General features: G+C 41.9%; 17 protein-coding genes. 9 read left to right on the top strand and 8 right to left on the bottom strand.

From position 1 onward, the window contains the following. Positions 1–44 precede the first annotated feature (44 nt). Entirely contained in the window at positions 45–1073 is a 1029-nt protein-coding gene (locus LOZ91_RS04490; RefSeq protein ID WP_179999184.1) for a lipase secretion chaperone, read from the bottom strand. Between the two features lie 152 nt (positions 1074–1225). Here LOZ91_RS04490 and truB point away from each other — a divergent pair, with 152 nt between their 5' ends. The 3 genes from truB (at position 1226) to LOZ91_RS04505 (ending at position 3507) form a co-directional block, all read left to right on the top strand. Beyond that, positions 1226–2131 (top strand): tRNA pseudouridine(55) synthase TruB, encoded by a 906-nt coding sequence (gene truB / locus LOZ91_RS04495; RefSeq protein ID WP_100355151.1) that lies wholly within the window; start codon positions 1226–1228, stop codon positions 2129–2131. Positions 2132–2145: 14 nt separating this feature from the next. Next, entirely contained in the window at positions 2146–2913 is a 768-nt protein-coding gene (locus LOZ91_RS04500) for a TSUP family transporter (RefSeq protein WP_179999182.1), read from the top strand. A gap of 126 nt (positions 2914–3039) precedes the next feature. Then, on the top strand, positions 3040–3507 hold the full coding sequence (locus LOZ91_RS04505) for a hemerythrin domain-containing protein (RefSeq protein WP_180040693.1): 468 nt from the start codon (positions 3040–3042) through the stop codon (positions 3505–3507). A 150-nt stretch (positions 3508–3657) separates the two neighbouring features. Here the strand turns inward: LOZ91_RS04505 and LOZ91_RS04510 are convergent, their stop codons facing one another. Continuing rightward, positions 3658–4536: an EamA family transporter gene (locus LOZ91_RS04510; RefSeq protein ID WP_244782729.1), complete on the bottom strand. Its 879-nt coding sequence runs from the start codon at positions 4534–4536 to the stop codon at positions 3658–3660. A 310-nt stretch (positions 4537–4846) separates the two neighbouring features. Here LOZ91_RS04510 and LOZ91_RS04515 point away from each other — a divergent pair, with 310 nt between their 5' ends. Further along, on the top strand, positions 4847–5995 hold the full coding sequence (locus LOZ91_RS04515) for a hypothetical protein (protein WP_244782730.1): 1149 nt from the start codon (positions 4847–4849) through the stop codon (positions 5993–5995). 55 nt (positions 5996–6050) lie between these two features. Here the strand turns inward: LOZ91_RS04515 and LOZ91_RS04520 are convergent, their stop codons facing one another. Together LOZ91_RS04520 and serA are read right to left on the bottom strand one after the other, a co-directional pair. Further along, positions 6051–6917, bottom strand: a complete 867-nt coding sequence (locus LOZ91_RS04520) for an EamA family transporter (protein WP_100329374.1) — start codon at positions 6915–6917, stop codon at positions 6051–6053. Between the two features lie 115 nt (positions 6918–7032). Continuing rightward, a complete protein-coding gene (gene serA, locus LOZ91_RS04525) occupies positions 7033–8265 on the bottom strand; it encodes a phosphoglycerate dehydrogenase (protein ID WP_005094251.1) in 1233 nt (410 codons plus the stop codon). Positions 8266–8619: 354 nt separating this feature from the next. Between serA and LOZ91_RS04530 the strand changes: the two genes are divergently transcribed. From LOZ91_RS04530 to LOZ91_RS04550, 5 genes are all read left to right on the top strand, one after another. Next, positions 8620–10029, top strand: coding sequence for an FAD-binding oxidoreductase (locus LOZ91_RS04530; protein WP_005094248.1), 1410 nt, complete (start codon positions 8620–8622; stop codon positions 10027–10029). Between the two features lie 171 nt (positions 10030–10200). Beyond that, positions 10201–11268, top strand: coding sequence for a transposase (locus LOZ91_RS04535; protein ID WP_244782731.1), 1068 nt, complete (start codon positions 10201–10203; stop codon positions 11266–11268). 104 nt (positions 11269–11372) lie between these two features. Then, a complete protein-coding gene (locus tag LOZ91_RS04540; protein ID WP_244782732.1) occupies positions 11373–11750 on the top strand; it encodes a hypothetical protein in 378 nt (125 codons plus the stop codon). Between the two features lie 78 nt (positions 11751–11828). Then, a complete protein-coding gene (locus LOZ91_RS04545; protein WP_244782733.1) occupies positions 11829–13310 on the top strand; it encodes an AbiH family protein in 1482 nt (493 codons plus the stop codon). 92 nt (positions 13311–13402) lie between these two features. Continuing rightward, complete coding sequence (locus LOZ91_RS04550) at positions 13403–14632, top strand: MFS transporter (RefSeq protein ID WP_244782734.1); 1230 nt, start codon at positions 13403–13405, stop codon at positions 14630–14632. Between the two features lie 73 nt (positions 14633–14705). Here the strand turns inward: LOZ91_RS04550 and LOZ91_RS04555 are convergent, their stop codons facing one another. The 4 genes from LOZ91_RS04555 to LOZ91_RS04570 all read right to left on the bottom strand — a co-directional run bounded on the left by LOZ91_RS04555 (position 14706) and on the right by LOZ91_RS04570 (position 17879). Next, complete coding sequence (locus LOZ91_RS04555) at positions 14706–15008, bottom strand: DUF3817 domain-containing protein (protein WP_005094233.1); 303 nt, start codon at positions 15006–15008, stop codon at positions 14706–14708. 302 nt (positions 15009–15310) lie between these two features. Further along, the gene (sodC, locus tag LOZ91_RS04560) at positions 15311–15853 is read right to left on the bottom strand and encodes a superoxide dismutase family protein (RefSeq protein WP_005168781.1); all 543 of its coding nucleotides are present in this window, start codon (positions 15851–15853) and stop codon (positions 15311–15313) included. 122 nt (positions 15854–15975) lie between these two features. Then, positions 15976–17145, bottom strand: a complete 1170-nt coding sequence (locus LOZ91_RS04565; RefSeq protein WP_005168779.1) for an AI-2E family transporter — start codon at positions 17143–17145, stop codon at positions 15976–15978. An 89-nt stretch (positions 17146–17234) separates the two neighbouring features. After that, positions 17235–17879, bottom strand: a complete 645-nt coding sequence (locus LOZ91_RS04570; protein ID WP_005094230.1) for a ParA family protein — start codon at positions 17877–17879, stop codon at positions 17235–17237. Positions 17880–17999: the final 120 nt, after the last annotated feature.

The following is a 17999-nucleotide window of genomic DNA, read 5'->3' on the forward strand; positions in this document are numbered from 1 at the left end:
TGAGGATCATAAAAAAAGCCATCAACAGGTGATGGCTTTTAGGCTTAATTCGCAAAGGGCAACTTGCCGCCTTGATCATGAATCTGTTCAAAGGTTTCGACCCGCAGCTGGTCATTCGGCTGTTGAAAACGTTGCTGGCGCAGCTTCTCGACGGCTTGCTGTTTGGCGCTGTCACTCATGCCACTTTGCATGATGCTATCCCGTTCATTGAGATACGTCGTGACACTGGATTTCCAGCTAGCACGTTCGCCATCCAGTTGCTCCAGACGTTGCGTGGCTTCAGGGCCGACCAGGTTTAATCGCATTTGACGAATCTCTACATTTGAGCCACCACGCGCTTTAATGTCTGCGCTGAGTTTGCGTAAATCTTCGAGTTTATTCAGTTGTTCCAGATTTTCCTGCCAGTCTTGTGGTAATTGTTCAAACAGATTTTTGAGCTTCTGGGCTTTTTCAGACTCGCTTAAGCTGTTGTCTGCCAGCACGGCCATACGGTCAAGCGTATATTCATGATAGGTGTCTTCGGTACCAAATAAACCTTCAATTTCATAATTAGAAAAATATTGTTTACGCAAATTCTGGGTGCTGCTATAGATGCTGCGGTAATAGGCCGGATCTTCCTGATCGAGGCCTGTCGGTGCAGTCAGTTGGCCTAAACCTTGACGATACTGAATATAGCGATCCCATAAATCCAGAATTTGTGAGAGAGCGGGTTCTTTATGATTCTGGCGAATGTAAGTTTTAAAATCCTTTTGAATCTGCGCCAGATTTTTTTCACCAAACTGGGTAATAAAATATTCAAAACAGTTTCGAGTCTGTTCATTGACAGTCAGACGGTTACTCGCATCCAGCTGCATCTGGCAATTGATTTCGGTATCTTTCTGGCTGGCACTGGAAAATGCTGCATTGGCAGGGCTGGTCATACTTAATGCGGCAGGTTCGCCGCGGCGTTCACTAAGAGGTGATTGGCCAATAGTCTCTGTCTGTGATTCATTCTGAGGAGATAGCCAGAGCATCAGGGTGATAAAGCACAGCACCACCAGAGCCAGAATGATCCATATTTTGTATTTCTGCATATCCTATGCACCTGTTTTTTCGGTTTCATTATTTTTAGAGTTTTGATTCAGCTGAATATGCCATAAAAATCATCAGATACCATAGAAAAGTTGTAAATCATCGCACAGGGTTTTACCATGGCGCCAATTTATAAAATGTCTGATTTTTTGCCATGAAAGCATCATCTTCTAAAATTCAGCGTCGTCATCTTAGTGGTGTCTTCCTTTTGAATAAACCCTTGGGCATTAGTTCTAATGCTGCATTGCAAAAAGTTCGCTGGTTGTATCGTGCGCAAAAAGCAGGCCATACCGGGGCACTGGATCCTCTGGCCTCGGGTTTATTACCGATATGTTTAGGTGAGGCGACCAAGTTTTCGCATTATTTATTAGATTCAGTCAAGCGTTATCAAACGACGGTCTTTCTTGGACATAGCACCACCACCGGCGATGTCGAAGGCGAAGTCTTATTAGAAAAAGCGGTTCCTGAACTTTCGGAAGCGTTGATTCAAGAAACCTTGACACAGTTTATCGGTGATATCCAGCAAGTGCCACCGATGTATTCGGCGCTGAAAAAAGAAGGCCGTCCTTTATACGAACTGGCACGTAAGGGCATCGAGATTGAACGTGAAGCGCGCCCGATTAGCATTCTGGCCATTGAGCTTTTATCCTTTACTGAAAATAGCATCACGCTGGATATTACCTGCTCTAAAGGGACTTATATCCGGGTACTCGGTGAAGATATTGCCAAAGCCTTGGGTACTTACGGCCATCTGACCTATTTACACCGCATTAAAACCGGTCATTTTGATTTGATCCCGAGTTATACCATTGAATATCTGGAAAGCTTGAATGAAGACGAGCGTGATAGGTTGTTGTTGCCGGCTTATGCACCGGTGCAACATTTCCCGCAAGTCCAAGTGCCAGAAGGGCGTGCAGAATATTTTAGCCGTGGCATGGAAAGTAATATCGAGCACGATGCAGCTGAACAGGTACTGGTTTTTGATGGTGAAAAATGTTTAGGCTTGGCAGAAATTAGTGATAAAAAACGCCTGGTGCCAAAACGCGTCTTAAACCTCTAAGCAAGGTCTGAAATATGGATATTGAGATCATCATCAGCCTGATTGTCTTTGCATTTTTTGCAGGGGCAATTGATGCTGCTGTAGGCGGTGGTGGTCTGATCCAGATTCCGGCAATTATGGGCAGTCTGCCGCATTTACAGCCGGCTACCGTATTTGGTACCAACAAACTGGCCTCGATTTTCGGTACTGGCTCTGCGGCATTTTCCTATTTGCGTCAGGTAAAACTGCCGTGGTTGCTCTTGGGCGTGATTGCAGCTTGCAGTTTCATCAGCTCGTTTATTGGCGCGGCCAGTGTCACCTTGATTCCGGTCGAAATCCTCAAACCTTTTGTATTGATCATGCTGATTGTCATCGCGATTTATACCGTGATGAAAAAGCAGTTTGGTCAGGTGCATGTTCAGCAAAAGCTCACCAAAAAAATGTTGGTATTGGCAGTTTTGGGCAGTCTGGCCATCGGATTTTATGACGGAATTTTCGGGCCGGGCACGGGCAGTTTCTTTATTTTCTTTTTCATTCGTTATTTAAGTGTCGATTTTTTACATGCTTCAGCTTTATCTAAAATTGCCAATTTCACCACCAATCTGGCAGCGTTAACTTTCTTTATTCCCAGCGGCAATGTGCTATTTATGGTCGGGGCGATGATGGCGGTGGCCAATATCTGTGGTTCCTTGCTGGGTGTCAAATTAGCCTTTAAATATGGCAGTGGCTTTATCCGGATTTTATTCCTGATTCTGGTCAGTTTACTGATTTGCCGGATGGCCTATCAGATGTTCTTTATATAAGAATAGATGTAAACCATTCTCAATATTAAAGTTTTTTATACAATTTGTACTTATAAAACCTCCTGAACCCATGCCATTTTCTTTCTATGATGTAAAAAGGCAGGGCGAAAACAGGAGAAAAATTAGATGACCACCATTTTTGAAGCATTAAGAGAAAGTCATGAAATTCAGCGTGATCTTGCAGAAAAATTACTACAAACTTCAGGGGATACAGCAGAACGTCGTGAGCTGTTCAAACAACTCAAGAATGAATTATTTGCCCATGAAGCGGCTGAAGACCGTTATTTCTATATCCCCCTGATGATGACTGATTCGGGCTTGAATATCACCCGACATGCCTTGGCCGAACATCATGAAATGGACGAGATGATTGAAGAGCTGACTGCAACAGAATTGAGTAATCCGGGCTGGATTGCAATTGCCAAAAAGCTTTCCGAAAAAGTGCATCACCACTTAAAAGAAGAGGAACATGGTTTCTTCCAACAGGCAGGAAAAATTCTCGGTGAAGAGCAAAAGACCGCTTTAGCAGTGCAGTACAAGACTGAATATCAACGTTATAAAGACATGAAAAAAGATATGCTGGTACAAAGCTAAATTTTAACTTTAAATCGAATAAATGAAAAAGATGGCGCTACAGCCATCTTTTTTTATCCGGATTCATTTCTCCGAGGTATTTCTCCCAAAGGAAGCAAGCACAAGAATGAATGAAAATATTGAGTCAGTTGCCCAGATCCCAATCAGGCTTTATGCATTCCGTTCTGCAGCTCCTTGACGCGCGGCACGTACTGTCACACCGACAGAGGCTAGCATAATACACACCAGAGCGACCGCTTGCAGTATCGTGATTTTCTCACCCAATAACAGAAAACCGGTCAAAGCCGCTAAAGCCGGAGAGAGGCTGGACAGGGTGCCATAGCTCATTTTGTTTAAATGCTGTAAGGCTTTTAAATCGAGGGCATAAGGAATCGCGGTGGCCAGAATTGCAATCACAATGGCCTTGCCCCAATGTTGTGTATCAATCAATGCGGGCGCATTGTTGTAGAGACCAATCGGCAGCAGACACAACGCTGAAATACTGATGGCAATGGTCAGTGCATGCATGCCGATATTCTGCTGAACTACACGTTGGCCAAAGAAAATATACAGCGCCCAGCAGAAACCTGCCCCCAAGGCACAAGCTGCGCCCAACAGGTCAAAATTACTGCTGTTGGCCTGTCCCCATGGCACCATCAGCGCGATGCCCAAAATGGCCATCAATACCCAGATATAATCACTACGGTGTTTAATCGACAGTAGAGCCAGTCCCAAAGGGCCAATAAACTCCAGACCTACTGCAATGCCTTGCGGTAAACGACCAAGTGACAGATAGAATAAAATATTCATGACCCCTAAAGCCGCGCTATAGCAGAGTAAATCCCGCCATTTTAAAAAAGGCAAACGTGAAATTATTTTCCAAGAGCGGAACATGACGCAGACAATGATTGCAGCAAAACAGAGTCTTAAAATGGTGACAGTAATCGGATCCAGTACACTAAACAGCTGTTTGGCAAAAGATGCACTGATCTGGTACGAAGTCATGGACAAGACCATGAAGAATACGGCAAGAAGTTGGGCGTTTGGCATGGAAGCAGCTTCTACCCAGAGCGGGTGAAAATGAGAAATAGAAAGAAATGAAATTATAGCAAACTGGTTGATTTTTGCTGAGTAGGCCAGAGCAATATTTTGTGAATGCAACTTAAGTTTGGAGATAATCAATTTACATTTTAGCTCAATCAAATATGTGAAGTTTTAAATTCAAAATTAAACTTACCTCAGGTGTGGTTACAAATTAATCAATTTTTAATTTGATCTTATTTTTATATTTATTAAAATATCTTAGATCCCAATTTGGGGCAGCATTAAAATAACAATGAAAATAATAAGGTAGATAATAATGAAATTACGAATACTTTCTTGCGCCATTTTGGGCTGTATGCTTGCAGCATGTGGTAGCTCTGATAATTCGGATAATAATACACCAGTCCCTAGCCAACCGGCTCCGACCAATCCTGGTAATCCGACCAATCCTGGAACCCCGGGTGATGGAGCATCAGACATAGTGTCGGAATTCTACAACTATCAGTTCAACTTGCCGAATGCTGATACAGCAGACATGGAGTCGAAAAAACTTCTATTGGCCAGTCATAAAAATAAAATTACTGACGGCATATTATATGCGGATGATAACAGTGTCGTGGATACTGAATATAATATTGAGGAGAACATGGTGTTCCCGACTTATGTCACCGCTAAAGGGGTATTTCCTGCAGATCGGACCCGTACAGCATTCGGCTATAAGCTGGAAAAAGTACTGGAAAATACGACCACTCAATTTAAGAGTCGTCCTGTGACCCTACCGGAGAACAACATCAGTAATCATCGGCATATAGAGTGGTACGACCTGTCAGGAAAAGCATTAACTGAACGTACCAATATTGCTGTGGTGAAAATGTATGAGGATGCTGCAACCAGAGTGTTATTTAATAGTGATAATACGACAGCCGCTGACCGTAAATATTATAATGAGTTTGCAGCTAATTTTATTGATTTGCAGAAGGCGCGCACATTCCCGAATGGATCTAAATGTTTCCGTCTTCAGGCTGAACATCCGGAAGAAGAATATATTGAATTTGATCCGGAAACAAAAACTGACTATCGCACGCTGGCTGATTGGCAGGCACAAACGTCTGTCCAGGAGCTGGCAAAAATTATTCTAGATGAAACCATGGCTGGCTTGAAATATAAAAAGGCAGAATATAAAGATGCTGCTATGCAATATTACAAATATTTTGGTGCGATCGAATATCAAGGAGGAATTTATAACAGTGCGTTCTCGGAACATGGAGAACATATTGATCACAACGATTATGTTGCCCAATCACGAAAAGTGGCTTTAGACAAATTAAAGGAAAATGATGCCAGTCCTTTAATGATCAAATGGACAGAATACACTTATGATCAGCTTGCTTTTGCATGTGATGGCTATAATGTGACAGCAGCCACGGTATTAAATACGGCGATTAAAGACGCAACACCACGTTAAAATGATTCTAATAAAGCTATCTTAAATAAAGGCGCTATAGCGCCTTTATTTTTATTCAATGTTTTCGTCTTTGACTGGTCACCGTACAGCCAATTGAAGCACTAATAATCGTGGCCAGTGCCAGCCATTGTGTCCACAATAAAGTTTCACCCAGGAAGATAAAACCAGAGAGTGCTGCGATTGCAGGTTCCAGACTCATCAAAGTACCAAAACTCAAGGCGGTTAAATTTCGCAGGGCAATCATTTCCAGGGTAAAAGGCAGGGCGCTGGCCAGCACAGCCAGAGCCATGAAATATAACAGGCTGATGGGTTCAAATGTATGCGCAGGAATGCCAGCAAAAAGCGCAATTGGCATCAGCACCAGCATCCCGACCAACATGCCCAAGCACACGGTATGGTTGCCGGAAACCCCGGAAGGCTTTTGCCCAGCGACGATGTATAGCGCCCAACAGGCACCCGCACTTAGGGCAAATAGAATCCCGACCGGATCAAGTGGCTGTGCAGCCTGATCAAAGGGAAACAGCAGAATCAGGCCTAAAATAGCCAATCCGACCCAGACAAAATCAAATTTTTGCCGCGCATAAAACAGCGCCACACTTAAAGGGCCAATGAATTCAAAAGCAACCGCAATGCCCAGCGGCAAGCGATCAATCGACAGATAAAACAGCAGGTTCATACCTGCCAGGGCCAGACCATAACTGAGAATGGCCGGCCACTTGATCTGTCTGAAATGAATTTGCCAAATTTTAAAAATCAATGCCAAAATCACAGCACCCAAAAGCAGACGCATGGCTGAAACGGTCAGAATGGGAAACTGACCGAACAGATATTTGGCAAAGGAGCCACTGCTTTGCATACTGATCATCGCGATCAGGAGAATCAGTGGCGCTTGTACAATAGGTGCAATTTTAAAATTCAGCATAACTTAATAGGTTTCGATTTCTCGAAGAGCGGAAGAACAGTAAAGGCTGAAAAATAAAAACCTTAAAAAACAAAAAACCACAGCCCGAAAGCTGTGGTTTTTTCATATTGTTAAATTAGAACAGTACGCGTACGCGGATTGTTCCTTCAACTTCATGTAGGGTATCGAGTGCTTCTTTAGATGCAGTCGCGTCTACGTCCATCACCAGGTAACCGACATCACCTTTGGTCATTAAAGACTGGCCAGAGATGTTAATGCCATGTTCAGCAAACAGGTTGTTGATCTTAGAAAGAACGCCCGGCATGTTTTTATGAATGTGCAGTAAACGGTGTTTACCTTCAGTCAATGGCAGCGCAATTTCCGGGAAGTTCACTGCAGATAAAGTCATACCTTTATCTGAATAGGCAACGAATTTCTCAGCAACTTCCAGACCGATGTTGGCTTGTGCCTCCATGGTCGAACCACCCACGTGCGGAGTCAGGATCACGTTTGGAAGGTTACGCAGTGGAGAAACGAATTCTTCACCATTGGCTTTCGGCTCTTTCGGGAATACGTCTACTGCAGCACCAGCAATGTGACCAGACTTGATCGCATCTGCCAGATCTTCAATCACAACACATGTACCACGTGCTGCGTTCAGGAAGATTGCACCTTCTTTCATTTGCGCAAACTGTTCTTTGCCAAAGAAATTACGGGTAGATGGCAGATCCGGAACATGTAGAGTAACCACATCTGCATTGGCCAGTAATTCGCCCATAGAACCGACTTGACGTGCATTTCCTAAAGGTAGTTTTGTCACTGCATCATAATAGGTCACTTTCATGCCCAGGCTTTCAGCCAGTACAGAAAGTTGTGAACCGATTGAACCGTAACCAACGATACCTAAAGTTTTACCACGTGTTTCGAATGAACCGACAGCCGATTTGTTCCAGCCACCTGCATGTGTATCTGTTGATTTTTCAGGTACACGGCGCAGAAGCAGAATCGTTTCTGCCAATACCAGTTCAGCAACTGAACGGGTATTTGAATACGGTGCATTAAATACCGGAATACCGCGACGCATTGCAGCATCGAGGTTAACCTGGTTGGTCCCGATACAGAAACAACCCACAGCAATCAGTTTGTTCGCAGCTTCAAATACTTCTTCAGTCAATTGAGTACGGGAACGAATACCGACGAAGTGTGCATCTTTAATCGCTTCTTTCAGTGCTTCGCCTTCGAGCGCTGTTTTACGATAATCGATGTTGGTATATCCAGCTGCATTCAATGTGTCGATTGCGTTCTGATGAACGCCTTCTAACAGTAGAAAACGGATTTTATCTTTAGGTAGAGATAGATGTTGGCTCATTACGGCTCCGCTACAAAGGCCAAATTTAGTCGCGGTATAATAGCACAGGAAAAGGGCGGTTATACATTTCCTTGATGACAGTCACCTCAGGTATTTTGAGCAGATATATGATCAATGCTTATAATTCTGGTTGAATTAAATCTGTATTTTCAAAGGTATATTATCAAAATTGTCATTTTTCGCGGGAAACCCCAAAAAATAGCTTATAATATTGCGCCATGCTGTTTAAGCTCCCATTTTTGGTGCTTTAATCATCATGTTTCGCCTGATTTGTATACAGGCTTTTATGCCTAAAAAATATGCAAATAAACCAGCGAAGTCTCTCTTGTTTAAATCATGCTAGGTCTGCAAACGATGAATGCTCCAGTCGCTTTAACCCCTGAGTTATTGACCCAATTGACGGCAATTTTGGGTGAAAACCGTATTAAAACCGATACGGACAGCCTCCAGAATTGGGGTCGTGATCATACGAAACACTTTGATCCAAACCCATCGGTCATCGTTTTTCCTTCGACGACTGAACAGGTTCAAGACATCGTAAAATTGGCAAACCAGTTTAATGTTGCAGTCACCCCATCAGGCGGTCGTACGGGTCTGTCTGCAGGTGCAGTTGCAGCCAATGGCGAGATTGTGGTGAGCATGGACAAGATGAACCAGATTCTGGAATTCTTCCCGGCAGACCGGATGGTTCGCGTGCAGGCAGGCGTGGTAACTGAACAGTTGCAAAACTATGCTTCCGATCAGGGCATGTATTATCCAGTCGACTTTGCTTCTGCGGGCTCAAGCCAGATTGGCGGGAACATCGGCACCAATGCCGGTGGTATTAAAGTTATTAAATACGGCATGACCCGTAATTGGGTACTTGGCCTGACCGTGGTGACAGGTAAAGGTGATGTACTACGCCTGAACAAGGGCATGATCAAGAATGCAACCGGTTATGCGCTGCAACACTTATTTATTGGTGGTGAAGGTACACTGGGGCTAGTCACTGAAGCTGAAATCAAGTTGGAACGTCAACCGCAAGACCTGCAAGTGATGGTGCTGGGTGTCACTGATTTTGATGCAGTCATGCCCGTGCTTCATGCATTCCAGGCGAAAATTGATTTAACCGCATTCGAGTTTTTCGGTGAACTGGCAATGCAAAAAGTATTGGCCAATGGTCATGTACAACGTCCATTTGAAACTGAATGTCCATTTTATGTTTTGCTTGAGTTTGAAGCGCCGTTTGAGCCGATTATGGACAAGGCGATGGAAATTTTTGAGCATTGTATGGAACAAGGTTGGGTTCTGGACGGCGTTCTGAGCCAAAGTCTGGACCAAGTCGAAAGCTTATGGCGTTTACGCGAAGACATCTCTGAGTCAATCGCACCGTTTATTCCATACAAAAATGATATTTCAGTATTGATCACGCACGTTCCTGCATTTATTAAAGAAATTGATGCAATTGTTGCAGAGAACTATCCAGACTTTGAAATTTGCTGGTTCGGTCATATCGGTGACGGTAACTTGCATTTGAACATCTTGAAACCTGCCGATTTGTCTAAGGATGAATTCTTCGCTAAATGTCAGGTAGTAAACAAGTATGTCTTTGACACCGTGAAAAAATATGATGGTTCAATTTCAGCCGAACATGGCGTAGGGATGACCAAGAAGCCATACCTTGAATATTCACGTTCTGCGGAAGAAATCGAATATATGAAAGCCCTGAAACAAGTGTTCGATCCAAATGGTATTATGAACCCGGGTAAATTATTTGATCTTTAATCTGATCGGATTTTAAAAGTTTACAAAAGCGCATCGCAAGTTGCGCTTTTTTTATCAAATGAAGCGTAAAACTCTGTCCTTCAGAGCAGAGATATAAGCGACACGACATAAAATGTCGTTTTAAGAATTGCCCAACATAGGGTATAGAGAAAAAATTGTTAATATAACCACATGAAAACACTTAAATTACGCATAAAAGACAAACATTGCAAGGTGCTAGACCAATTGGCATCTGAGGTGAACTTTGTTTGGAATTATGTCAATGATTTAGGGTTTAAGCATCTAAAAAGAAAAGGTGAATTTCTATCAGCTTATGATGTTGCCAAATACACCAAAGGCGCATCGAAAGAATGCAATCTACATAGCCAAACCATTCAGGCTGTTACAGAAGAATTAATCACTCGAAGAAAACAGTTCAAGAAAGCAAAGCTGAAATGGCGTGTGAGCAATAAGAAATCAGCGAGAAGATCACTTGGTTGGATTCCTTTCAAGAAAGTAGCAATCAAATACGCTGATGGATATGTTCAGTACGGCAAGCATCAATTCAAGTTATGGGATAGTTACGGATTAAGTAAATACAGCGTGAGAACAGGCTCATTCGTTGAGGATAGTCGTGGACGGTGGTATGTATGCCTTGTAGTGGATTCATCTAAGCAAAATAAACCTACTGCAACTAAAGCGATTGGTATTGATCTCGGTTTAAAAGACATTGCCACCTGTTCTGATGGTACTGTGATTTCAAATCCTAAGTTCTATCGGAAATATGAACAGAAATTAAGTATTGCTCAACGAGCCAAGAATAAAAAACGTGTACGTGCATTACACGCTAAAATTGCCAATTGTCGTAAAGATCATTTGCATAAGGCAAGCACCATGCTTGTGAGAGAAAATGCACTGATTGTTGTTGGCGATCTGAGCGCGGGTAAACTTGTAAAAACTAAAATGGCAAAATCTGTTTTAGATACAGGTTTTTCAGCATTCAAAACAATGCTCAAGTATAAATGCGAGAACGCAGGGGCAATGTTTGAAGAAGTAAGTAAGAGATTCACAACCCAAATCTGTTCGTGCTGTGGTGAGATCACTTCTAGCAGTCCGAAAGGTAGAGCAGATTTGCGAATAAGAGTATGGGAGTGTGAATGCGGAAGTTCCAATAACAGGGACGAAAACGCAGCTAAGAACATACTTGCGCTTGGGCATAAGCGTCTAGTAGTAGGAATCACCTCCGTTTCAGGGAGGTGAGGATGTCAATGCTGTGTAAATGGGGTTACATAGTCTAAATAGCGTTAAGCTGAAAAGCGCGGCATGATAAATTTGTATAATAAGGATAATCTGGGTTAAACGATATGTTACGGTTATTAGCGGTTACAACTTTAGGTCTGGGTATGATGATGTCGGGTTGTACCACTACCCAGCAGGTGATTGCAAAGGTACAGTCGTCTTCGGACACGCCTTTGGAACAGGTTTTACAATTAAGAACGGATTTACGCAAGGAACTGGCAACGGTTGAATTACGGCAGTTCTTTGACAAGGTAGAGTCGCCCACGATTGGACAGGTCAAAGTCACTGAAACCGGTTTAATGGATGATTCGGTACATTCGGTACAGACCATTTATTATTTTAAACGGGAAGATAACAGCTGGATGCTGCAAAATACCGAGAAATTGTATCGTTGTGCACGAGGTTCAAATACCAAGACTTTCCAGAAAGCGGTCTGTCCTTAATAGTGTTTGATCTTTAGGTGAATTTTGGTTAAAAGCGTATCTAGATGATGCGCTTTTTTGTTTTTGGGGTTTATAAGAATGAATATTTTGATTGTGGGGAACGGATTTGATTTGTCGCACTATTTACCGACGAAGTACGATCATTTTATGGATGTGATGGAGGCAATTGAAAATAAGAATACTGGTGGAAAGGCCCCAAACTTAACAATTCATACAGTGCAAGAATGGATGGATATACTCGATGACATGTTCCTAAAAAATAAAAATCCTGATTCGTTTAAGTTCGATATGAGCTTTAATGAGTTATTTTTAAAAATAAGAGATATTAAATTTATAGATAAAACAAAAGAGTATTATTTAGTAGATAAAATTAATTTATCCGCTAAAAATGTATTAAAGATCCAATATAGATTGGAACTGAATTGTTGGTATCAGTATTTCAAGGATCATGTTAGAGAAGTTAAAACTTGGATTGATTTTGAAAATAAAATTGATGAGGCATTGAGAGTAGTTGCAAGATTTATTGAGAATATAGAAGAAAAAATAGAAAAAGTTGGAAGTTTTTCTCCGGAAGTTTATTTCTCTGGAGACAGCAATGAATGGCAAATTTTTTTGACCAGAGAAAACTGTAATATTCTAGAAAAATTAGGAATCTTAGAATCTGGCTACTTTATTGATGAAATAGATAATGATGAATCTGGACATACCTATACAAATATACATAAGGTTAATGATTCAGATATTGGGGATTTTCGATTCTATATAAAAGATGAAAATATCCAATTTTTATTGGGTTATAAGAAATTTAATAGTGACACCCTAATAAATAATTTAGTAAAAAATTTAGAAGAATTTATAGAAATATTTAATTTATATTTAGAACTGATAGTTAATAAAATTAATTCGAATAACAATATTCAAATTTCCTCAGATGACTGGATTAATCCAGATAAAATTTATTCATTTAACTATACTAATACATATCAACGTATCTATAATTCGATTGAAGTTGATTACTTACATGGGAATCATGGAGACTTTCAAAATATAGTTTTAGGTATCTCACAGTTAGAAGATGAATCACTTAAAAAGCTAAAAGCGTACGGTTTCACCAAATATCATCAAAAATTATTTAAAGATACTCATTATTTATTTTTAGATGAATATAAAAAAAAGTTGAAAGATACTTTAGAAAAATATAAAAAACATAAAAGTCATAATTATCCAAACAATCAAATTGAACAAGAACGAGAAGAGCATTTTTTAAAGATAATGAAGTTAGATTTAAATTTTAATATTTGGGGTCATTCATTAGATGTTTCGGATAAGGATTACATTCTTGATTTATTTAGTTTAAACGATGATATCGATCGTAACGTTAGAGTTGGAGTCTATTATTTTGATAAGCTGGCTAAATTTTCTCTCCTAAATAATCTTTTAGCAATTCTTGGAAAGGATAAAGTAGAACAGTGGATGAAAAATGGTTGGCTTCAATTTAAACTAAACCCTGAAATAAATTTTCAGATCAAAGAAAGAGTAGCGTTAGAGGAGTTATCCTAAAACTATTAAAAGCAAATCTGCTAAAATTCCTTCTTTCTATTTTAGATAAAGCTCATTCTGCTTCATCAGGCAGACTGACAATAAAAACTCCCATGCAAAAAATCCAAACCCAAAAACTGACCCGTGCCACACTCATGTTCCCGCTGGCACTGGTCTTGTTTGAATTTTCCGTCTATATCTGTAATGACCTGATCCAACCAGCCATGCTATCGATTACCCGTGATTTTGGGGTAAGCAGTTCATGGGCGCCATCCTCCATGTCCTTTTTCCTGTTAGGTGGGGCATTTGTTGCAGCGATCCTGGGGCCATTATCCGATCGTCTTGGACGTAAAACCGTGCTCTTGGGCGGCGTGGCATTTTTCACAATTAGCTGTCTGGCAATTTTACTAACACCCAATATCGAAAGCTTTTTATTCCTGCGTTTCTTACAAGGCTTTGGACTGTCCTTTATTACCGCCGTAGGTTATGCCGCCATTCAGGAAAGCTTCGAAGAGCGCGATGCCATCAAAGTCATGGCACTCATGGCCAATGTTTCTTTACTGGCGCCATTGCTCGGGCCGGTACTGGGTGCCTTTATGATTGATCATATCTCCTGGCATTGGGGCTTTATCGGCATTGCATTTCTGTCATTTTTAAGCTGGTTTGGCCTGAAAGCCAAAATGCCAAACCTGAAAGTCAGTGTTCCGAAGCAGCCGTTTAGCTATATTCTGGATGACTTTAAACAGGTTTTAAAAAATAAACGCTTTGTGATTATGACCGCGGCACTACCTTTGGTCAGCCTGCCGTTGATGTTGTGGATTGCCTTGTCACCCGTGATTCTGGTCGAGCAGTTTGGATTCAGCAGCGTGCAATATGGTCTGGCACAGTTTCCGGTCTTGGGCGGCTTGATTATCGGTAATCTGGTTTTGCTAAAAATCATCGACAAAATGCCGCTGGGGAAAACTGTACTCTTGGGTGTGCCATTGATGCTGTTTGGTACAGGCTTATTAATACTCGGTCTGTTTATTCCAGATTATTTTGTGCATTGCCTGATTATCGGCACCACCTGTATCAGCCTTGGTGAAGGCGTAAGTTTCTCGGTGCTGTACCGTTTTGCACTGATGTCTTCTGAAGTGTCCAAAGGTACGGTGGCTGCTACGGTTTCGATTATCCTGATGCTGAGCTTTTTCGTGGTGATTGAAGCAGTTCGAATGGCTTATGAAGCCTATGATATTTGGGCCTATTGCATCGCATCTTTCATTTTGATTGCATTGTGGTTTACTTTGCCGCGTCTGAGCTTAAAGCAGATTATTTCTGAGCGGAAGGTGAGAGGGGAGTTTTAAAGCTCCTCCTTTTATAAAGGAAGGCTATATCCTCTCTCTAACTTTCTCTCAGAGGGAGAGAGGATTTTAATATCTATTGAAGCTCAGCGACTGGCTGCTCTAGTTTCTTTAATTTCAGATCAAACAAAAATGGCCCAAATGGCAAAATTGAAGCGATCAGGCCCATCAAAAACATGCTGAGCGACCATTTTTGCTTTTCACAGACCGCAAATAACACCACTAAAAACAGCACAAATAGTACGCCATGCCCCATACCAACATATTTCACTAAGATCGGATTATCCATCATGTATTTCACGGGCATCGCGATAAATAAAAGTAGCAGAAATGAAATCCCTTCAAACAAACCGACCAGACGTAAAGTTTTGATGTTCATAAGACATACTGATTTAATTAAATTAACCCTGAGTGTACCCAATATAAATTGAAGATTAAATCTTAAAAATAAAAATATATTCAATATTTATAATGAGTTATAACCGAGTAAAGCAGTTGGTTATTTAGTTTCACGATACTATTATTGATGGCATAACTGCAAAAAAACTTTAAGTTTTCCGACAATAAACTGATCTATTTCAAGAGCAAAAAAGTTATTTAGATGCCAACTCTAAAGAAAATTTCATGAAAAAAGACGAGCAGATAGCCCGTCTTTTTCTTTTTATATCTACACTAATCTGTTTAGATCACACCACATGCAATGCGGTCGCCACCACCACCTAATGGTAAGGGGTTGTCAGAATAGTTGTCGCCGCCGGCATGAACCATAATGGCACGACCCTGAAGATCTGCCAGTTTCAAACGTGGTGCAAGCAGGGTGACACGGGCAGTACCGTCAGTATTGACTTTTAATGCAGGCAAATCACCGAGGTGACCGGTCACCGGCGTACCATGATTGGGTGACTGGTTCGGATTGTAATGACTACCGGCAGCCAGTGCTGCACCCATCTTGCCATCTTTCATGGCGGGTGCACATGAACCATTTTCGTGAATATGGAAACCTCGCTCACCGGCAGGGAGCTGTTTCAGGTTGGTACGTATCACCAGACCGGCTGGACTGTCACTGAGTAATACGGTGCCAATCTCTTGACCTATCCCCTCAGCGGTTACTGCATTTACAGTCACGGCTCTGACCAGTTCATTCGATGGAGAAGTCGAGGCGCAACCTGTGAAAAGTGCAGCACTGAGCGCACAAAGTGTCGTAATTTTAAACAATGAAGACATGGTATTGGCATCCTGATCTTTATTCTGTTTTGTAAATCTATTGAAACAGAGCAAGATCAGAAGCTCTATATAGAATCAGTACTTAAATGTTTTGTTTTGTTTAAGTCGACTCAATTTGTGCTTTAAGGTGCTTTGGGCGGTGTGTCTTCGGTCTGCGGATCGATGTCATGTGCCATGGTGGCTTTAGGCATCATTAAGGGTTCATTCAAATTACTTTCATGTAACCATTCACGCCAAATTGCCAGCAAGACTGCAAGAATCACTGGACCAATGAAGACGCCGACCAGACCAAAACTGGCAATACCGCCCAGAACACCAAACATAATCAACAGGAATGGAATTTGTGTTGCGCCAGAAATCACCAGTGGACGAATTACGTTGTCGGCCGTACTGACAATACAGACGCCCCAAGCCATCACCCCAATCGCCTCAATCGTCTGTCCCTGTGAAAAGAGCCACAGTGATACTGCACTATAAGCCACTGGTGGGCCGAAAGGAATCAGGGCGAAAATAAAGGTCACAATGGTCAAGACCATCGGATTCGGTACACCCGCGACAAAATAACTCAGACCTGCCAATAAAGACTGGGCAATTGCAGTCAAACCAACGCCATAGACCACCGCACGTGTAGTGGCAGAAATGGTAGAAAAATAATGATGTACACGTGGCCCGACCACCATCTCAAAAGCTTTACGCACCTGATTTAAAATGGTCTGACCATCACGGTAGAAAAAGAACAGCGAAAGTATCGCAAAACACAATTTAAAGATATTTTTACTGACTTCATTCAATACCACTTTGCCGTAATTCAGATGACCTTGAATCCAGCTCGAGATCGATAGCGCGATACTGTTTGGATCGGTATTGATTTCATTTAAAGTTCGGCTAATTTCCTTGCCGACAATCGGAAGGCCACGAATAAAATCCGGTACATCCAGATGACCGGAAAAGACCTGTCGCTGCAATTCAAAATACAGATTACGACCTTCATGCTGCAACATAAAAATGGCGAAGATAAATGGCAGACCAAACACCAGAATCACGGCCAGAATCATCACGGTTGCACTCAGCGTTGGCCGATTGCCGCACATGCGTAACACCGACTGATACAAGGGCCAAGTCATATAGGCGATAATCGCTGCCCAAACTACAGGGATGATGAAATATTTGAGTATATGAAAACTCAAAAAAATCAGGATAAAGAACAATCCAAATAATAAGACTTTTTGTAATGTAGGCGCGTACTGTTGCACTGAATTTAATGGCTCATTTTTTAGGTCGTGTTCAGGCATATTAACTGAAAAAAAAGCGATCGAAAATGACGGCTTGGTAAGTAGCGTGATTATTTTCCCAAAGCAGTGTTAGGATTCAGCGGACTGGCTTAAAACCACTGACTGGGATCATCGATAATGGCATTCAGCACCGGTTGCCATTGATCCTGTAATTCCCGATAGATTTTTTGAGGTTTATCAAAGACTGACAGACCTTCCATAGCCAGACGGCTATAAGGTGCACGTTCTGAAATCCAGGCCACCGGCTGCTGGTCGATCTTGTCAAAAAACTGCTGTATGTCCTGATTACTGGCTGCATTCGGTTTGGTACGGTTGGCCAACAGTAAAATTTCAACCTTGCCTTTACGAATCCGCTTAATGTCCTGCAAATGCTTGAGAAAACGGCGGGTCGAATCAATATCAAAAAATGAAGGCTGGATCGGAATAATAATCGCATGCGCTTCACTGATCAGCTGCTCGGCATGATCTTCAGTCAACGCTCCCGGTGCATCAATGATCAGATACTCAATCTGCTTCGGTGCATCACCAATGGATTTGTGATTGCGCCAGTCCAGACTTTGAATCGGCATGGCCTGTTCCGGACGTTGCTTGAGCCATTGCAATGCCGATTTCTGGTTATCGGCATCGGCCAGCGCCACCTTATAACCTTTTTGTGCGAGTGCTGAGGCTAGACTAATCGCTGTCATGGTTTTGCCACAACCGCCTTTCTGATTCGCAACTAAAATTGTTTTCATGACTCAAGGTGATTTTATTCTGTTCCTGCCTAGCATATCATTCTTTTCAAGCGTACCAATGGCTGATGTTTTCAACTTCAGTCGAATGTTGTGCTGAAAAAATAAAGTAAATTAGGAAGA

The sequence above is a fragment of the Acinetobacter sp. F-1 genome, from assembly GCF_022869025.1.
In the GTDB taxonomy this organism is placed as follows: Bacteria; Pseudomonadota; Gammaproteobacteria; order Pseudomonadales; family Moraxellaceae; genus Acinetobacter; species Acinetobacter pseudolwoffii.

What these genes read in the sequence shown, in the direction of transcription:
- LOZ91_RS04490 (WP_179999184.1), bottom strand. Translation starts at nt 1,073, where the DNA reads ATGCAGAAATACAAAATATGGATCATTCTGGCTCTGGTGGTGCTGTGC.
- truB (WP_100355151.1), top strand. Translation starts at nt 1,226, where the DNA reads ATGAAAGCATCATCTTCTAAAATTCAGCGTCGTCATCTTAGTGGTGTC.
- LOZ91_RS04500 (WP_179999182.1), top strand. Translation starts at nt 2,146, where the DNA reads ATGGATATTGAGATCATCATCAGCCTGATTGTCTTTGCATTTTTTGCA.
- LOZ91_RS04505 (WP_180040693.1), top strand. Translation starts at nt 3,040, where the DNA reads ATGACCACCATTTTTGAAGCATTAAGAGAAAGTCATGAAATTCAGCGT.
- LOZ91_RS04510 (WP_244782729.1), bottom strand. Translation starts at nt 4,536, where the DNA reads ATGCCAAACGCCCAACTTCTTGCCGTATTCTTCATGGTCTTGTCCATG.
- LOZ91_RS04515 (WP_244782730.1), top strand. Translation starts at nt 4,847, where the DNA reads ATGAAATTACGAATACTTTCTTGCGCCATTTTGGGCTGTATGCTTGCA.
- LOZ91_RS04520 (WP_100329374.1), bottom strand. Translation starts at nt 6,917, where the DNA reads ATGCTGAATTTTAAAATTGCACCTATTGTACAAGCGCCACTGATTCTC.
- serA (WP_005094251.1), bottom strand. Translation starts at nt 8,265, where the DNA reads ATGAGCCAACATCTATCTCTACCTAAAGATAAAATCCGTTTTCTACTG.
- LOZ91_RS04530 (WP_005094248.1), top strand. Translation starts at nt 8,620, where the DNA reads ATGAATGCTCCAGTCGCTTTAACCCCTGAGTTATTGACCCAATTGACG.
- LOZ91_RS04535 (WP_244782731.1), top strand. Translation starts at nt 10,201, where the DNA reads ATGAAAACACTTAAATTACGCATAAAAGACAAACATTGCAAGGTGCTA.
- LOZ91_RS04540 (WP_244782732.1), top strand. Translation starts at nt 11,373, where the DNA reads ATGTTACGGTTATTAGCGGTTACAACTTTAGGTCTGGGTATGATGATG.
- LOZ91_RS04545 (WP_244782733.1), top strand. Translation starts at nt 11,829, where the DNA reads ATGAATATTTTGATTGTGGGGAACGGATTTGATTTGTCGCACTATTTA.
- LOZ91_RS04550 (WP_244782734.1), top strand. Translation starts at nt 13,403, where the DNA reads ATGCAAAAAATCCAAACCCAAAAACTGACCCGTGCCACACTCATGTTC.
- LOZ91_RS04555 (WP_005094233.1), bottom strand. Translation starts at nt 15,008, where the DNA reads ATGAACATCAAAACTTTACGTCTGGTCGGTTTGTTTGAAGGGATTTCA.
- sodC (WP_005168781.1), bottom strand. Translation starts at nt 15,853, where the DNA reads ATGTCTTCATTGTTTAAAATTACGACACTTTGTGCGCTCAGTGCTGCA.
- LOZ91_RS04565 (WP_005168779.1), bottom strand. Translation starts at nt 17,145, where the DNA reads ATGCCTGAACACGACCTAAAAAATGAGCCATTAAATTCAGTGCAACAG.
- LOZ91_RS04570 (WP_005094230.1), bottom strand. Translation starts at nt 17,879, where the DNA reads ATGAAAACAATTTTAGTTGCGAATCAGAAAGGCGGTTGTGGCAAAACC.